This is a genomic window from Vibrio sp. 1288 (genome assembly GCF_033344475.1).
The window spans coordinates 1-659 of record NZ_JAWPOX010000619.1 but is presented as its reverse complement, the minus strand read 5'-3'; the positions used below and the strand labels follow the sequence as shown (position 1 = coordinate 659).

The window sequence follows — 659 nt, the reverse complement described above, 5'->3', positions numbered from 1 at the left end:
CGAGCGCCTGACAGAAATGGGTCACGATGTCGTTGGCATCGATAACATTAACGACTATTACGACGTTAACTTGAAGTATGCTCGGTTAGAGCGAATCCAACAGCCCCTATTCAAGTTCGTAAAACTGGATATTGCCGACCGAGTGGCGATCCCAGAGCTGTTTGCCAGTGAGCAATTTGATCGTGTTATCCACTTAGCAGCGCAGGCAGGTGTACGCTACTCTCTGGATAATCCGCTTGCTTATGCAGATAGCAATTTAGTGGGACACCTAAATATTTTAGAAGGGTGTCGCCACAATAAAGTGAAACACCTCGTTTATGCTTCCTCCAGTTCTGTTTATGGTTTAAATGGAAAGGTGCCCTTCAGTACAGATGATTCTGTCGACCATCCTATCTCTCTATATGCTGCGACCAAAAAATCTAACGAATTGATGGCGCACACCTATTCTCATCTTTACGACATCCCTACGACAGGGTTACGTTTCTTTACTGTTTATGGTCCATGGGGCCGTCCAGATATGGCACTGCTCAAGTTCACTCATAAAATTGTCAACGGAGAAACCATCGATATTTATAACAACGGTGATATGCGCCGTGATTTCACTTATATCGATGACATCGTAGAGGGTATTATCCGTATCCAAAATGTTCTACCTGAAA

At 44.0% G+C, this 659-nt stretch carries 1 protein-coding gene; it reads left to right on the top strand.

Going from position 1 to position 659, the window contains the following annotated elements:
- A partial coding sequence (locus R8O11_RS28390; RefSeq protein ID WP_318195014.1) for an NAD-dependent epimerase/dehydratase family protein occupies positions 1 to 659 on the top strand: 659 nt, incomplete at both ends.